Below are 16,159 nucleotides of genomic sequence, written 5' to 3'. Positions count from 1 at the left end.
CGCGCATCGGCTATGTTACCGGCGACGTACCGAGGAAGGACGAGAGCGATATGACCCAGAAAGCAACGGAAGAGCTCGCCCTATCGACCGCGTTGGTCGGCCGCAAGCTCCGCTCGATCACCCGCGAGGTTACGTGGCGGGATACTACGAACTACGCCGCAGCCGTGGCCGATCCGAACCCCATGTATCTGGACGACAGCCAACCAGCCGGCCTCGTCGCGCCGCCGCTTTTTGCCGTGGCCCTAACCTGGCCGCTGGCCGTGGATCTGCCTCAGCAATGGGGCGAATTGATGCCGCCGGAAGTGGTTGCCCGCATGGTACACGCGCAGGAGCACCTGATTTTTCACCGGCCGGTGCGCCCCGGAGACGTTCTGACACTCACCGGTGAATGTGCGGCTCTGGTGCCGATCGAGGCGGGTACTCTACTGTACTTGCACATCGACGCCCGCGATCGCGACGGCGAACCGGTTTTTACGGAGTTCAGCACGCCGCTGTTTCGGGGCGTATCGTGTCCCGACGGGCCCAAGGGAAAGAACAACTTGCCGCACATCCCGCCGCTCGCCGAATCAAGTTCCGCCTTATGGCGCGTCGAAGAACCCATCTCTCGGGAAGCTTCCTTCCTCTACGACGGTTGCACAGATATCGTCTTCCCGATTCATACGTCGACGAGTTTTGCGCGGACGGTCGGCTTACCCGACATCATTCTGCAAGGCACGGCGACGCTGGCCAAAGCCGCCCGGGAGATCGTCAATCGTGAAGCCGGCGGCCAACCTGCTCGGCTCAAAGAACTGGCCTGTCGTTTCGTCGGGATGGTAGCGCCGGATTCCGAGATCGGTATCGAAATGACCGCCCGCGAAAGTGCCGACGAGCGGACGCTTCTAGGCTTCCGCGTGACCAACGGTCGCGGCGCGGCAGCAATCAGCCACGGATTCGCGAAGGTCGAATAGCTCTCAATACTGCACCGTATAGACATACCAGCGATTGGCGATCGCCAGCGCCATGAACACGAATGTCGTCAGAACCGCCACGACACCGATGCCGCGAACGGCGGCGTGTCGCTTCGGCGGCGGCAGCAAGTGCGCCAGGACCAAGAGGCCGAGGGGCAACACGTTGACCAGGCGATAGCCCCAAGGGTACTGGGTGGCGGGCACGAAATATCCCCAGTACAGGGAGTCGACCAGCGGCAGCAAACAGAAGAAGGCGACCAGCGGAACGTTGGCCTCCCGCACCATTTCCCGCACGTACCAAGCCGCGGCGACAGCCATGAACGGCAACAAGGGAATGCGGTACCAGCCGAAAGATTTGTCCGAACCCATGGTGATCGCCATAAACACGAGGTACACGAGCGGCGGCCAGACGACAAATGAGAAACGGATATCCCGACTTTTCCGCCGGGCTGCGTCGACCCAGAACCACGCCAGGGCCAGCCAGAACCATACGTGGGTCAAGGAACCGAATTTCTTATGGGCGATGCCGTTGGAAACGATCAGCGACCACAAGCCGCGTGTGCTGAGCGGATTGCCGTGGCCGGCGGCGCCGAAACGGCGTGTCTGTTGGTTCTGTAATACGCGCCAGAAAGTATCCCAGTCGTAGAACGCGCCGTACGCGAAAAAGAGCAGGAAGAAGCCGGCGCCAACGCCCGCAACCAGGCCGGCCGCGCGCCAGCGTCGTTCAAGCAGCAGAACCACGGCGGCGGCCCCAACCACCGAAAGGCCGGTCACTTTCATGGTGCAGCTAAGCCCGGCGAGCACGGCGGCGGCAATCAAGGCGCGGCGGTGGCCGGTATCCAGATAGCGCAAGAGCAGCAACATGGTGCCGAGAAAAAAGGCGATGAGGAAATTTTCACTCTTCACCAAGCGGCCGGCGTACACCGCCGTCGGATACAGCGCGAAGAAGGCGACGGCCAGCAGCGCGAGCGAGCGTCGCCGCAACACCCGGGCCGCAAAAAAGTAAAGCAGCAGGGCGTTTAGGACGGCCGCGGCGATGGGCAGCAACCGCGTTTGGCGGATGAAGTAGTGGTCGTAGCGCGCGGCGAAATCGACACCGCGCAAGGCCAGGTACGATCCCACCAACAAAGCCAGCCCGGGCGGATGATCGAAAAAGGGAAAGACGATCCGGAAATCGTCGCCGAACAGCCGCTCGTGCCTAGTTTGGGATGTACGGTAGGCGGGCAACTGCGACCATGTGCCCGGCACACCCGTGAAAAGGAGGTGCAGGCCGTTGAGCGTGACGTTGTATTCATCGGCGGTTTCATTCGGAAACGGCAAGCGATCATACTTGTAAAAGCGCGTGCCGAACACGACGAACAGTAGGCACACCAACGCGAGGCAAGCACCATTCCCAACGATAAACGCGGTGAGTTCCTGGGTGACCGTTGGCCTCCAGCGGGCCAGAACGATGACCTCCGCCAACAAAAGTGCGCCGAATGCGAAAAGAGTGAGCCACGGCGCGAAAGGCAGCGGCGGCTGACGATAGAAAAAACGACCGCGGAGCGGAACGAAGTCTTCGCTGCCGCGACGCCATTCAAGCAAGGGACCGTCTTTCCCCTGATATTCGGCGCGGAAGGGGTAGGAAGCACTTTCCAGGTCCCGAGCGGCAACCCGCCGGCGTTCCAGGCGAAACGAATCTCCCTCCGCGATTGTCACGTCCAGTCGCCCTTTATTTTGCGAGCGAAATTCGTAGCGCCCCTCGCGCGGGACGCGTAGATAACCGGTCCACGTGACGGCCAGCTTCGGCACTTCGTCGTTGTCGCCATGGCGGCGTGGGTCCCATCGCAGCATCGCCGGCCCTTGGAAGATCTGCCGCTTTACGAAGTACAGATTGGCATCGCGAATTTGCGCCACGGGAACCTGCTGATCGTCGCGCACAACCTGGTATTGCGCTTCAAGGCCGCAGGCGGGCCAAAGCCACACGGCGAGGCAGATCGGCGGCAGCAACAAAGCGGCAAGCCAACATAGGGGCCGTAAACGCACGAAGAGACTCCGTTTGAAAGTGCCGCCAAAATACCATGTTGCATCGACGGCGGCGAGGTGCGTTAATTTGGTTTCGGCGACGGTTCGCGCAATGTTTTGTGGTGAGCGAACCAATCATACGATCGCAGATGGGAGCATGACGTGCAAAAACGGCATTGGACAATGTTGGCGGCTTTTCTGGTGATACTAGCGGCCTGGCCGATGACGGCGGCGGCACAATCCGAGCAGCCATGGTTCGTCATGACCTTCCGCCCCGAAGTTGCCGCCGGTTTCGGCAACATGACGCTGGAATGGGATAGTTTCGGCGGCTTGCTCGACTATAAGGAAGAAGCGGCCATCGAGAGTGTGAGCGCGTGGGGCTTGACGCCGGAAGCCTTTTTCATGCCGACGAGCGGGCGACATTTCATCATCTCGGCGACGGGTATGTTCGGCGGCGGCAACGGCCGATTTGAGGAAGAAGCCGGAGAAGTTATCGACGGCGAGGATTTGCGTTTCAGCTATTGGCACCTGGCTGTCGGTCTGGGCGGACAATGGTTTCTCGGCGCGGCGGAACGTACGAATCTTTACTTGATGGCTCACCTCGGTGGTGGACGCATGCGGTTCAGCGTGGACTACGAGGACGAGGACGCCACGTCGGATCCACTCGGCGCCGGTTACTTTGACGCGACGATCGGTTCCACGTATCGTTTCGCGAGCAATTTCGTCCTGGGCGGCTCGCTCGCGCTGGCCAACCAACGCTTCGCCGGGACGGCCGACTCGGGCGACTTCTGGAACGTCAACACCAGCGGCAGCCTTTTGACGACAAAGTTGAGCTTGGTGTTAGGGTTCGCCGTGTTTTAAGCGCGGTGTTGAATTGTCAGAATAACTACGGTATTCCTGGAAATGGGAAGCTGATTCTCGAAGCCTGTATGCGTCAGCCTTTCCTCCCAAACTCAGCCTAAGGGAGGACCGCCATGCCGGGGAAAAACCAGCCGCATTCGTTCGACGAAATCGTTAATAAACAGATCCGCAAGTGGAATCTGCAAACCGGGCATGAGAAACCTTCGATACAGCATCGCCCGCCCGTCATTTGTATTTCGCGTGAAGCCGGCAGCGGCGGCAACCGCTTGGCGCACGTGTTGGCCGACGCGCTTGATTTCGATTTGTTCGATCAAGCGTTGGTACAACGTATCGCCGACAGCGCAAAGGTCAGCGCGGCGGTCGTGGCCAGCGTGGACGAACGCTGGCGGTCGGTGATGGAAGACTGGATGGCCGATTGGTCCGATCGCCGCCATCTTTGGCTGGACGATTACCTCAAGCATCTGTTGAAAGTGTTGAGCACCATCGGCCAACACGGTCACGCGGTAGTCGTCGGCCGCGGCGGAAACTTCGTCTTGAACCGCAAAGAGTACTTTTACAGCTTGCGCATCCGCGTTATTGCGCCCATCGAACAACGCATCCAGAAGATCGCCTCCAAAATGAAAATGTCGATCGACAACGCGACCAAATCCGTCAACAAGACCGACGCCGACCGCAAGGCTTTCATTCGCAAATATTTCAACGAGGCAATCGACGATCCGGCTAACTATGACTTGGTGATCAACACCGGACGATTAACGATTGAGGATGGTGTGGAGATCGCTCAAGCGGCGCTGGGCACGCTTCTGCGAAAGTAACTTTCCGATACCCAAAAATCAGCGCCGGAAGTCGAGCACCTCAGGCATGAAGTCGGAAACGACGAAACGACTTTTCTTCCGATATCCTTCCGGATCGCCGCCGAGTTGAAACGGCAGGTCGGTATCAGACTCCACAGTGACGTCTTTGACCAGGAAGTCGATCATGTTGTCGCTGTCCCACTTGCCCTGCCAGACGGCGCTCATGTGCGGCAAGAGTTCGCCCACCGAAACCTGCGCCACACGTAGTTGCATGTACCCTTCCTTCGTGCAGGCATAAGGGTAGGCCTTGAGGTTGAAACCGAAGTTTTCCGTCGTGCCGACGCCCACCATGATCGCGCTGCCTTCGTAAAGGAGATCGCCCTTTTTGTGTTCCGTTCGACACGCGCCGTCCGCCTGATTGACGCTGTATACCGGCTCGTCGGAATTGTTGTAGATGCGCACCGGCATTTTCCAGTTGCTGATCGCAATCCGCGGCGCCGCCTTAACAAACGTGGCCCAAAGATACCCCGCCAAGCTGTTGGAGACTTTCCACATGAATCCGGTCTGAAACTTGTTCTTCAGTTCGATGTACTCGTTGAGGATCATCGCGTCGACACCGAAGCCGCCGAAGTGGAAGAGTCGCCCTTCGGATTCGACCATGTTGAACCGGGTGAATCGGAGTTCGTCGCCGCGAAGTTGCCGCAAGGTCCAAATCGGCTCGACTTTCGGCGGCACCTCGAGTTGGCCGGCCCAGCCGTTGCCGGTGCCAAGCTTTAACAGCCCGAATCTCGGTATCTGGTAATCGCCGCCTTTCTTGTTCAATCGAGCGACTTTTTTTCGTACTTGCTCGATGATACGCATCGCCGTGCCGTCGCCGCCGCCGCACAGCACCAGCGGGTATCGTTTCTTGATGATTTCATCGAGGCTTTGGTCGGATTGCTCTATCGTCCTGGTAACATAGATATCCTCGACGTCGACATGTTGCGAAACCATTTCGAGTGTCGACTTGCGAACCTTCCGCGCCTTCATGTTGATCGCCACGGCAAATGGACCCATGGTGCCCCTCCGCAAAATCGGTCAGTCAACGGTTACTAAACGATCATTTAGCTATTCGGACAATTAACACGTGATTTGTCCGTTTGGCAAGCGGCTTTAGAGGCAACCACACCCCACGTCGGGGTCCCAATCGAAGCCGTCCCCGTCGTCGGGTTCGATGCACTCGTCGATTACCTCGATGCAGGACATATTGCGGGGGCATGGGAGTTCCCCCGGGACACACATGTCCGTCTCTTCATCGCAGGCTTCCTCGCCATTGCAGAAAAGGCCGTCATCGGGGCACGGGCTGCCGACATGGTAACACTGGTCGAACTCTTCACTGCACAACTCGGCGCCGTTGCACCAGTTGCCGTCGTCGGGGCAACGGGTTCCCGGCGTGAACGCGTGTCCGCAGGAATCAGACTGTTCGTCGCAGAGTTCCTCTCCGTTACACCACTGGCCGTCGTCGACACACTCGGGGATGTCCTCGACGAGACATTGCCGCGTTTGCTCGTCGCAGGTTTCCCGACCGTTGCAGTACAGATTGTCGCGACATGGATCGCCGAGGTGGTCTTGGCAGATACCTTCGCGGCAGCGATCGACGCCGTTGCAGAAAACCTGGTCGTCGCAGTACATGTCGTCGGCCGCAGGCACGTCCGGCGGACACAAAAAAGACACACCGTCGCAGTATTCCCGACCGTCACAATCATGGGCGAGGCCGCGGCACAAAACCCCGGCATCGTAGTAGCGGTCGGGCGGACAAAGCGGCCCCTCCCCGTCGCACGCCTCAACCTGGTCGCAGAGGCCGGCAGCCGAGCGGCATTCAACGCCGGACTCCATAAAGCTATCGGCGGGACAAGGCGCCGATTCCCCGTCGCAGAGTTCCTCGATATCGCACATGCCGGCCACGGCGCGACACAAAATACCCGACGGGCTCATTCCGTCGTCCGGACAGTCAACTGACGCACCGTCACAGAACTCCACGGCGTCGCACAAATCCGTGGCGTCACGGCAAACGGTCGTCTCGTCGGCGACTTCATCGGTCGGACACGCATAGGCAACGCCGTCGCATAATTCCGCAACATCGCACACGCTGGCAGCCGTCCGGCACTCTCTGGTCACGGGATAGACAGCGTCATCGGGGCAAGTCGGCCCGTCACCGGGGCACAATTCCGGAGCGTCGCACAAGTCGGCGCTTACACGACATTCCATGGTCGAGGGCTCGAACTCGTCGGTCGGGCATGCCGGCCCGTCCCCGGGGCAGAACTCGTTGATGTCGCAATCGCCGGCCACCGCCCGGCATTCGGTGGATGCGAGTGCGAAGTCGTCGACTGGGCAGTCAATCGTGAGACCGTCACAAGATTCGGCGATGTCGCAATCGTCGGCCACTGCCCGGCACTCGAAACTGTCGGGGGAGACCTGATCGGCGGGACAAACGACCGTCGTGCCGTCACAAAATTCGGTCACATCGCAATCGCCGGCCACGGCGCGGCATTCAGTCGTACCGGGCGCCACGCTATCGGCGGGACACGTGCTGGCAAGGGCGTCGCAGTGCTCGGCGAGGTCGCAAACATCGACGGAAGCGCGGCATTCCGTGGTCACCGGTTCGAGTTCATCGGGCGGACAAGCCACGTCAACACCGTCACAAAGCTCCACTGCATCGCATAAATCGACCGCCGCGCGGCATGTGGTCGTCACCGGTTCGACGACGTCGGAGGGGCATGCGGGGCCGTCAGCGGGGCAAAACTCGGCCACATCGCAGATGTCGGCCGCGGGCCGGCATTCCGTGGCACCAGGTTCGAATACGTCTGTGGCACATGTTTTACTCACGCCATCACAGTATTCGATCACATCGCACGGCCCCTGCATATCGCGGCAAATTTCCGTGTCGGGTTCCAGTTCGTCAACGGGACACTCTTTGTTGACGCTGTCGCAGAATTCCGCCGCATCGCATAGGTCGGCGGCGGGACGACACTCGGTGGTAATCGGCTCCACGGCGTCGGTTGGACAAGCGACGCCCGCACCGGTACAGAATTCCGCCGTATCGCACAAGTCGGTACTGGCGCGGCATTCAGTGGTCGCCGGCTCGAAGCTGTCGACGGGACAGTCGGGCGCGCTCCCCTCGCAGTACTCGGGTACGTCACAGATATCCGCGTTGGGTCGGCAGATTCGCGTCCCCGGCAACGGAGTGCAAACCCCGTTCGCGGATCCGCCCGCCGCGACGCTACAAACCTGGCAGTCATCCGGGTTGTTGCCGCCGCACTCGGTACCACAGCAGAAACCATCAACGCAGAAGCCGGTCATGCACTCGTCGTCTTCGTTACACTCCGCGCCGGTAGCGTAAATCCATACGCGTCTGGCCCGGGCGCGGCCGATGCCGTTCTCATCGTTTTTCCGGTATACGATCAACGAGTGACCGCCACCGGCCGAAGCGACATCCGGGTCGAGTTTGCCGCCGACAGTGACATCGATCGGCGCGCCGTCCGGTAGCATGACCACCCCGTCAGGGCGAATCCAGGTTGCGTACAAATCGGGCAGCGAATCGCGATAGTCAATCCACAGAACCATTGAGAATTCGCCGGAGAATGAAACGGCGGGAAATTCTTGGTTTTCAGTCGCGCCGGAGATAAGAAAGCCGTCGGCGTCCAGCACGTTGCCGGCGAGGTTGACTCGCGCGCCGTAAATGTCGCTGCGGGTTCCGCGAAGGTCCTGCCACACCGCCAAAAAATTCGTGCCGTCAAACGTCACGTCCGGTATCGTTTCAATACCGGGATCGCTACACAACGCAAAGCCGGCGGGGTCGAGGACGGTTCCGGCGGCGTTGACTCGCGCGCCGTAAATATCGTGATTGCCCACACGCAGGTCTTGCCACACCACCAATGACATACCGGTCGTGGCACACACCGCGGGATACTCCTGCGAGCTGGCGGCGTCGGAAACAAGCAGCCCCGCCGGGTGCGCGACGACGCCGTCATTATCAACCTGCGTCGCGTAAATATCGGTATCGCCACCGCGCTGATCCTGCCAGGCCACGAGGAAACTCGTGTCGTCGAAAGCCACATCGGGTTTGCGCTGTTCGCCGACGGCGTCGGAAATGAGAATGCCGCCTGGGTCAAGCACGTCTCCGCCCAAGGAAACGCGCGTGCCGTAAATATCGTAAACGCCACTTCGTCGATCTTCCCACACCGCAAGGTAGTTGGTGTCGCCGAACGCCACGGTGGGGTACTCCTGGTCGCCGACCGCAGACGTAAGGTTGATGCCGGCCGAGTCGATGGCGTCGCCCGATTGTGTGATACGCGCCCCGAAGATATCCACGTCGTGGCCGTATCGAAGGTCCCGCCAAACGACGAAGTAGTTGGTGCCGTCGAACGCGACCGCCGGGTACTGCTCCAAGTTGGCAGGTCGCTGGGTCGCAAACGTGAGTCCGGTGGGCGGATAGACGACATCGTCGTGACTTATGAAAGCGCCGAGAATATCGTAATTGGTGGTCCCGCCGTCACGAAAATCCTGCCAAGCCATAAGGTGTCGCGTTCCGTCAAACGCCAAGCAGGGGTACGACTGGATATCGGCGGCCTCGCTGACCGCAATTCCCGACGGCGAAATGACCGTCCCGCTACTGGTCACGCGGGTCGCAAACATGTCCTTGTTACCGTTGCGATCATCAACCCAGGCGACCAAAAAGCTGACGTTATCGAAACCGACAACCGGCAACTCTTGGGTCGCGGCAGTATTGGAAACGGCAAAACCCGTTGAATCCAGAACGGCGCCGCTGATATTCACCCGCGCCGCGTAAATATCGCTGTTGCCATTGCGCTGATCTTGCCAGGCAACGAGGTAGCTTGTCGTGCCGAATGCGAGTTCGGGATTCTCCTGCACCTCCGCGAAAGTGGAAACAACGACGCCGCTGGGATCAAGCACCGTGCCGTCCAAGGCTACCCGGGCCCCGTAAATGTCTTCGCCGGTCACCGAGAAAAAGCGGGAATCCTGCCACACGGCAAAGTAGTTGTCGCCGTCGAAGGCAACGCGGGCATTGCTTTGCGTGCCGTTGGCGTCGGAGATGAGAATGCCGTTACCGTCAAGCCGCGTGCCGTCTGTGGCGATTCGCTGCCCGTAAATATCCGGAAAACTCGAGCGATCGTCATCCCACACAACGAAGTAATTCGTGCCGCCAAAGGTTGCGTCGGGGCTGCATTGTTGGCCGCCGCCGATAAAAATATTGATCGGTGTCGGGTCCGAGACCGTCCCGTCGGCCAATACCCGCCGGGCCAAGATATCGAGAGTCCCGTAGCGCGAGTCTTGCCACGTAACGAGAAAATCCTGACCATCCGACGCCGCCGCGGGGTCCAATTGAGTTCCCGCAACCGTAACCAGCGGCAGCCCTTCCGGATCAAGCACGCCGCCGTGAACGTTAACGCGCGCGCCGTAGATGTCATAGCCGGAAAGAGCGAAATTCCGCCGGTCTGCCCACACCATTAGGTAGTTCGTACCGTTGAACGCGATTTCCGGCGCCGTCTGCGCTTCGGCGGCCGGCGCATAAGCGGGATTATCCACGTCGATCTCCGGCGTCACCAAAGGGTCCAGCACAACCGGGAATATCGACCGATCAACCAACGAGGCCGGAACGCGCAATTCGATAAAATCACCGACAACGTGGGGACGAACTTTACTTTCGGATCCGTAGGCGTCGATCCAAGTCGCCGTGCTATACAATACGCCGAGGCCGTTGTCCGGATCCACGAAATGCAGGCCGCTTTCGGTTTCGCCCACGTAGTCCTGACCCGACCAACGAAGGCGAATGACCACGTCTCCGTCGCCACTCGGGCGCCGATCGAGATTCCAGCCTTGCTCGAGCCCCCCGGTCGTGTTTCTCAACCACTCGGTCACCTCGCCGCGCCGAATCAACACACTTTGTGAGGGCGACAACTCTAGATGAGGCGGCGCATTGGCGATATCGACCCGTCCGCACGTAATGTGATCGGTATGCAAAACCAGCGGCGCGGCGTTAAGTTCCCCGCTCGGTGAGTCATCGACGTAACCTGGGTAAAAGCTGAACGCGCCGGTCTCGGCGACACGCACTCCATAGTTGGAGTGGCCTCCGTAGTAGGCATCTTCTTCCCATCGAAAGGCAAAATGCACCTGACGAATAATGGCCGACACGTCAAAGGGCGGATCTGTTCCGACACCGGCGGGAAGCAGGGCGTCGTCGACTACGTGAGTGTCGTCGTCGAGGGGTGCCGAATCGTCATCTACTTGATTTTGTTTGTCATTTTTCGACGAATAGCCGCACGTCACCACGAACGACACGCCGATCAACAACAAGAAAATGCAGCCGGCGAGGCGAAACTTGGTGAATAACATCATCAATCGTCGACCAAGCAATGGTTTCCTCACGTAAGTATATCGGCGAAAACACCTTTGACATCAACCAAAAATGCAATTTCGGGGCCAAATCGAGATCTGCGGCCCTGCGTGAGTCGGTCAACAAGGTTCCACGTAAGGTCCTGCCGCCGAAATGGTCAACCTCCCCGACGCATCAGAGACGGGAAAATCGGTTGCTTTTTTGCGTATTTATTGGCGAATAGCGGTTGACATCAACAGTTACATAGATACAATTCATTCGCTCTGGATACAAGAATCGTGTATCCATCGGTCGCGCTTTCTCGTCGGTGTTACACAATGCGGCACGAGAACGGCGCGAAATTCGTTTAGTGAGGGGGTGAACCCAACATATGCCTGGAGTTCGTGTACGGGATGGTGAATCCCACGAGCAGGCGCTTAAACGTTTCAAAAAGCAGTGCGAAAAAGCGGGCATCCTCTCAGAAATCCGCAAGCGAGAGCACTACGAGAAACCCAGCGTCCAAAAGAAGAAGAAGGCTGCAGCGGCGCGTAAGCGTTTGCTGAAAAAACTGCGCAAACAAGAGCGCGGTGAACGCCGGGGGCTCTTCAGCTAAATGAGTTTGGCGAAGACCACTAACGAAAACTACAAACAGGCCTTCAAGGCTAGGGATGACCTGCGCGTTCAGGTTCTACGGATGTTGCGTGCCGAGATCCACGGGAAAGAAAAAGAGGCGAAACACGAGATTCCTGATGTGGAACTCGTGACGATAGTTCGCACAATGATCAAGAAGCGTAACGAAGCAGCGGAAGCTTTTCGCCAAGGCGGAGCTACCGAAAGGGCCGATCGGGAGTTGGCGGAAGCCGATTTTCTGGCCACGTATCTGCCACCGGAACTGGACGCGGAAGCCTTGAGCCAACTGATCGCTGAAGCGATCGACGAAGTGGGCGCGAAGGGCATAAAAGACATGGGCGCGGTCATGAAAGCCGTGATGCCCAAAGTCGCCGGCCGCGCCGACGGCAAAACCGTCAACCAGAAGGTGCGCCAGGCGCTTAGTTATTGAGCGCTTGGCGCGTCTTTGTTCACTAAAGAAGAAGAGTCGTGCATTTCATCATTGACCTCATAATTTGTGCGGCCATCGTGGTGCTCGCTCTAAAGGGCTTTTATCGGGGTTTCTGGAACGAGGCCCTCGCCCTCGTCGGCTTTCTTGTCGCTTTGGTAGTAACCGCTGCGCTGTACAAGCCGATCGGTTATTTCATCGCTGATATCATTCATCTGCACCGGGTCGGGGTAAGTGTCGTCGTATTTATTCTGCTGTTCATCGGCGTCTCCTATTTGTTCGCCCTGGCCGGCCGCGCCCTGACCAAGGTGTCCGACAAAATAGAATTATCGGAAATCAACCATGTACTTGGCGCGGTTTTCGGCGGATTCAAGGCGGCGTTCATTTGTGGAATCGTCCTGATGATGCTGATGAAGCTTCCCCTCGGCTGGCTGTCCACAGCGGTCCACGAAGCGATGCTGGCGCCTTATGCCGTGAAAATTGCCCAAGGGCTGCTTAACTTATTTGGGTTGAGCTAACACATCCAAACAGCGGGAACCGATGCCCAACAAAAGCGGTTTCATTCCAAGTGAGATCCGAGAAGAAGTGCGCCTGCGCTCGCCGATCGAACAGATCATCGGCGAAACGGTGACACTCAAGCGTGTGGGATCACGCTTGGTCGGACTGTGCCCGTTTCATCAAGACACCGCTCCGAGTTTCTATGTCAGCCCGGAACGAAGTGCCTACAAATGTTTCGGCTGCGGCGCGCACGGCGACGTGTTCAGCTTCGTCATGGAGACGCAGCGTTTGACCTATGTGGAAGCGGTTCACTACCTGGCCGACCGCTGCGGCGTGGATATCCCCGAGAACCTCCGCGGCGAAAGCCGACCACGTGGATACCGCGATCGCCTGTACGGGACCAACGAATCGGCCGTCTCTTTCTATCGCGAAATGTTGATGAGTCCGGAGATCGGTCGGGAGGCGCGGGAGTATCTGCGGCAACGCGGGCTCACGCGGGCCATGATGGAAGCCTTTGAACTGGGTTTCGCGCCGGGCGGCGGCAGTGCGTTGCTCAACCACTTTCGCAAACGCGAAATCGCCGTCGCCGACGCCGAGGCGACCGGCTTGATCCGCAAGCGTGACCGCGACGAGGGGCATTTCGATTTCTTCCGGCAACGCCTGATGTGTCCCGTGCGCAATACGACGGGCAAAGCGGTCGCTTTTTCGGGCCGCATCCTGGGAGGCGACGGGCCGAAGTACATCAACTCCACCGAAAGCGATGTGTTCAAAAAAAATCGCACCTTCTATGCCTTGCAACTGGCCAAGGACGCAATCGGCCAACGAGACTCGGCCATTGTTTGCGAAGGCAACTTCGACGTGATCGCTCTCCACCAACATGATTTCCGCCACGCGGTGGCGGCCTTGGGTACGGCGTTTACGCCCAATCACGCCGACCTGCTGGAGCGCTACACAAAGAATGTGGTTTTCGTGTTTGACGGCGACGACGCAGGTCAAAAAGCCATGTTCAAATTGGTTGCGATTTACGCGAAACGGGAGTATCAACCTCGGGCGGTGATTCTGCCCTCTGGTGAGGACCCCGACACATTTCTGAAAGGTCAAGGCGCGGAAGAACTGGCGGCATTGATAGAAAACGCGCCCGGCCTCATGGATTTCGCACTTAACCACATTTTCGGCCAATATGGGTCGGACGAGGAAAGCTTAGCCCGGGCCGCGGCCGATGCGTGCGCCATGATCGCTACGATCCAAAGCCCTATCCGTATGGGAATACTGGCGAAATCGCTCGCCGAGCGAACCGGACTAAGTGAATCCGCCGTGCGACATCAGGTGGAACGAGCCAGCCGCGGCGCGCGTGCTCCGGACGTGCGACGTGATAAACAATCACGAAAAGTGATGCCAAGCCCGGAGTGGTCGATTTTGGCAACACTTTTGCACTTTCCTGAAGTGAGGTCGAAACTGGACCTGGCATCGGTCTTGTCGGCATTGCCCGCCGGACCGGCGCTGACCTTGGCCGAACGGTTGGCGCATTGCCAGATAGGCGGCGAACTGATTGGTATCGCCGACCTGGTGACCGACGACGACGACGAACCGGTGCGCGACATGGCCGCGTCGTTGTTAATGAGCGACGCTCCCTGCGAAGCGGCAGCGGCGGCGCAGACAGTATTGGAGGCCGCAAGGCGACGAGACGGTGAGAAATTGAAGGCGGAAATCGAGTCCGTGCGTAAACAACGCGACCAGGCCCGAGAGGCCGAAAACAGTGACCGCGCCGACGAATTGCACCACCGTCTGTCTTCCTTGCGGAAACAACTGAGAATGATTAGGATTTAGCACCTTTTGTGAAGAGGGGTTAGAGTATGCCGAAAGATGAAGAGATCAAAGAGCTCAAACAGTTAATTGCCATCGGCAAAGACCGTGGCTATTTGACCTACGAAGAGGTCAATTCTCTGCTGCCTACCGACGTATTCTCGACCGAACAGATCGAAGACATCATGATCATGTTCAACGAGATGGACATCGAGATCGTCGACAGCGCCGAAGAGTATCGAGAGCGTAACGAGAAGTCGAAGGACGACGAGGAAGATACGGTCGATGCCAGCACGATCGGGAAAACAAACGACCCGGTCCGCATGTACCTGCGTGAAATGGGCGCGGTGAGTCTTCTGACCCGCGAGGGCGAAGTGGAAATCGCCAAGCGCATCGAGAAGGGTCAGCAGCAGGTGCTCAAGGCTGTGATGAGCATCCCGTATACCTCCGAAGTAATCCTGGAGATCCAGGAGAAGCTGGCCAACGGCGAAATGAAGCTGCGCGATGTGATCAAAAACATCGAGGAGCGCGACGACGAAGACGAAGATAGCGAGCCGGTCGAGATTAACGAGCAGGAGCAACTGGACAAGGTACTCAAAACCATGACCCGCATTCGCGATCTGGAAGAACGGATCCTGCGGGATATGAGTACTCTTTCGTTGCGCAAGCTCGACAAGCGCCAACGCACGACCGTCAAGCGACGGTTGGATCGCAACCGCAAAACAATTCTGGAACTGCTGGAAGATATCAACCTGAATACGCCGACGATCGAAATGGTCATCGAACGCCTGAAAGGGCGGTATCATTTAATCAGGGCGGCTCGCAAGCACATCGATAGAGTTCGCAAGCGCACCGGGTTAACCGCCAAGCAGTTACGGAAGCTGGCGCGCAAATTAAGCAAACCGCAGGACTTGGCCGCCGAGGCCAAGAAACTCAACGTGCGTATCGCCCGCGACAAGCTCGAAGCGATGGTGATCGAACATCACACCGCCGAGCAAACGATCAAGCAAGTTGAGAAAGAACTTGAGATCAAGGGCGACGAACTGCGCTCCTTGGTCACGACGGTTCACAATGGCGAAACGCTGGCCAACATCGCCAAGAAGGAATTGATCGAAGCCAACCTGCGGCTGGTCGTTTCCATCGCCAAGAAATACACGAACCGCGGCCTGCAATTCCTCGACCTGATCCAGGAAGGCAATATCGGCCTCATGAAAGCGGTCGATAAATTCGAGTACAAGCGCGGCTACAAATTCTCGACCTACGCCACGTGGTGGATTCGGCAAGCGATCACGCGCGCCATCGCCGATCAGGCGCGCACGATTCGTATTCCGGTTCACATGATCGAAACGATCAACAAGCTGATCCGCACCAGTCGGTATCTCGTTCAGGAAATCGGCCGCGAACCGACCCCGGAAGAGATTGCCGAAAAAATGGACATGCCGCTGGAGAAGGTTCGTAAGGTGCTGAAAATCGCCAAGGAACCGATCAGTCTGGAAACGCCCATCGGTGAAGAGGAAGACAGCCATCTGGGCGATTTCATCGAGGACAAGAAAGTGATGAGCCCCGCCGAAGCGGTCGTCAACCTAAACCTGGCCGACCAAACCAGGCGCGTGCTGGCGACGCTGACTCCGCGGGAGGAAAAGGTTTTGCGTATGCGTTTCGGCATCGGCGAAACAAGCGATCACACGCTCGAAGAAGTCGGTCAAGACTTCGACGTCACGCGCGAACGCATCCGACAGATCGAGGCCAAGGCCTTACGAAAACTTCGGCACCCGAGCCGCGCCAGGAAGCTGCGGAGTTTCCTGGAATAGCAAATAAACCG

General features: G+C 58.5%; 11 protein-coding genes. 8 read left to right on the top strand and 3 right to left on the bottom strand.

The window, feature by feature from the left end:
- The first annotated feature begins 50 nt into the window (after nt 1-50).
- A complete protein-coding gene (locus P9L99_02760; GenBank protein MDP8222255.1) occupies nt 51-947 on the top strand; it encodes a MaoC/PaaZ C-terminal domain-containing protein in 897 nt (298 codons plus the stop codon).
- A gap of 3 nt (nt 948-950) precedes the next feature.
- Here the strand turns inward: P9L99_02760 and P9L99_02755 are convergent, their stop codons facing one another.
- Nucleotides 951-2,972: a glycosyltransferase family 39 protein gene (locus P9L99_02755; protein ID MDP8222254.1), complete on the bottom strand. Its 2,022-nt coding sequence runs from the start codon at nt 2,970-2,972 to the stop codon at nt 951-953.
- 141 nt (nt 2,973-3,113) lie between these two features.
- On the opposite strand from P9L99_02755, the gene P9L99_02750 reads away from it, so the two are divergent.
- Nucleotides 3,114-3,812, top strand: coding sequence for a hypothetical protein (locus P9L99_02750; GenBank protein MDP8222253.1), 699 nt, complete (start codon nt 3,114-3,116; stop codon nt 3,810-3,812).
- 113 nt (nt 3,813-3,925) lie between these two features.
- The gene (locus P9L99_02745; protein MDP8222252.1) at nt 3,926-4,627 is read left to right on the top strand and encodes a cytidylate kinase-like family protein; all 702 of its coding nucleotides are present in this window, start codon (nt 3,926-3,928) and stop codon (nt 4,625-4,627) included.
- An 18-nt stretch (nt 4,628-4,645) separates the two neighbouring features.
- On the opposite strand, the gene P9L99_02740 is transcribed toward P9L99_02745, so the two are convergent.
- Both P9L99_02740 and P9L99_02735 read right to left on the bottom strand, forming a co-directional pair.
- Nucleotides 4,646-5,662: a diacylglycerol kinase family protein gene (locus P9L99_02740; GenBank protein ID MDP8222251.1), complete on the bottom strand. Its 1,017-nt coding sequence runs from the start codon at nt 5,660-5,662 to the stop codon at nt 4,646-4,648.
- Between the two features lie 96 nt (nt 5,663-5,758).
- Complete coding sequence (locus tag P9L99_02735; protein ID MDP8222250.1) at nt 5,759-10,999, bottom strand: hypothetical protein; 5,241 nt, start codon at nt 10,997-10,999, stop codon at nt 5,759-5,761.
- Nucleotides 11,000-11,370: 371 nt separating this feature from the next.
- Between P9L99_02735 and rpsU the strand changes: the two genes are divergently transcribed.
- Genes rpsU through rpoD form a run of 5 tightly spaced genes read left to right on the top strand, consistent with a single transcriptional unit; the run spans nt 11,371 to nt 16,148 of the window.
- On the top strand, nt 11,371-11,592 hold the full coding sequence (gene rpsU, locus P9L99_02730) for a 30S ribosomal protein S21 (GenBank protein MDP8222249.1): 222 nt from the start codon (nt 11,371-11,373) through the stop codon (nt 11,590-11,592).
- Nucleotides 11,593-12,039: a GatB/YqeY domain-containing protein gene (locus P9L99_02725; GenBank protein ID MDP8222248.1), complete on the top strand. Its 447-nt coding sequence runs from the start codon at nt 11,593-11,595 to the stop codon at nt 12,037-12,039.
- Nucleotides 12,040-12,077: 38 nt separating this feature from the next.
- Nucleotides 12,078-12,554 (top strand): CvpA family protein, encoded by a 477-nt coding sequence (locus P9L99_02720; GenBank protein MDP8222247.1) that lies wholly within the window; start codon nt 12,078-12,080, stop codon nt 12,552-12,554.
- A gap of 22 nt (nt 12,555-12,576) precedes the next feature.
- Nucleotides 12,577-14,361 (top strand): DNA primase, encoded by a 1,785-nt coding sequence (gene dnaG, locus P9L99_02715; GenBank protein MDP8222246.1) that lies wholly within the window; start codon nt 12,577-12,579, stop codon nt 14,359-14,361.
- 26 nt (nt 14,362-14,387) lie between these two features.
- Entirely contained in the window at nt 14,388-16,148 is a 1,761-nt protein-coding gene (gene rpoD / locus P9L99_02710) for an RNA polymerase sigma factor RpoD (GenBank protein MDP8222245.1), read from the top strand.
- The last annotated feature ends 11 nt before the right edge of the window (nt 16,149-16,159 follow it).

It is taken from the genome of Candidatus Lernaella stagnicola (assembly GCA_030765525.1).
Taxonomy (GTDB): domain Bacteria; phylum Lernaellota; class Lernaellaia; order Lernaellales; family Lernaellaceae; genus Lernaella; species Lernaella stagnicola.
The sequence above is the reverse complement of the archived record's forward strand: the minus strand, read 5'-3'. Positions and strand labels throughout refer to the sequence as shown.